Raw genomic sequence first — 625 nt, forward strand, 5'->3', positions numbered from 1 at the left:
TCCTTGGAACCTGTGTGGATAGGATTTGACACTAATGCAATCTTTTCTGTCTCAAAAGTTTCGTCCGTGTAATCGGTATCGCAGATTCTTTCCTTATTCTCTTCAAAATATTTCTGATAGCCGTTCTGCAGCTCTAAAACTGCGTTCTTTACAGATTTTCTATTTGCCAGTTTTTTATTGTCATGAAAATAACCACTGTCTTCTTGTTCCCATATCGTTTCAAAATACTCTAACAACTGGTTAACTGAATTTTCTTTCTCAGGTTCATCGCAAACCACTAACACGTCTCTGTCATAGTTCTTATGTCCCGGAAAATCACCCAGGAAATAGTTGTATGTATTTCTTCCCCCAAGAATATATCTCTTTCCATCTGCAATCAAATATTTATCATGCATTCTACCCATCATTTTCCACGGTTTCAACGGATTGGCCTTATTATACAGTTTAATTTCAACATTCTCATGGGAAGATAATCCATAGAAATACGGATTTCCTTCCATATCAATCCAACTCTCCATTCCATCTACTAACAGACGAATATGTACACCTCTGTCTGCCGCATCATACAGTGCTCCTAAAATCAATTTTCCACTTTCATCGGATTGAAATGCAAAAGTAGAAAGAA

At 36.8% G+C, this 625-nt stretch carries 1 protein-coding gene; it reads right to left on the reverse strand.

What is annotated here, in order from left to right:
- Positions 1–625: phospholipase D-like domain-containing protein (locus PGQ33_RS16710; protein WP_270206123.1), on the reverse strand; the 625-nt coding region annotated here is incomplete at both ends.

The organism is Coprococcus sp. AM100_B19A (genome assembly GCF_027662015.1).
In the GTDB taxonomy this organism is placed as follows: domain Bacteria; phylum Bacillota; class Clostridia; order Lachnospirales; family Lachnospiraceae; genus Allocoprococcus; species Allocoprococcus comes.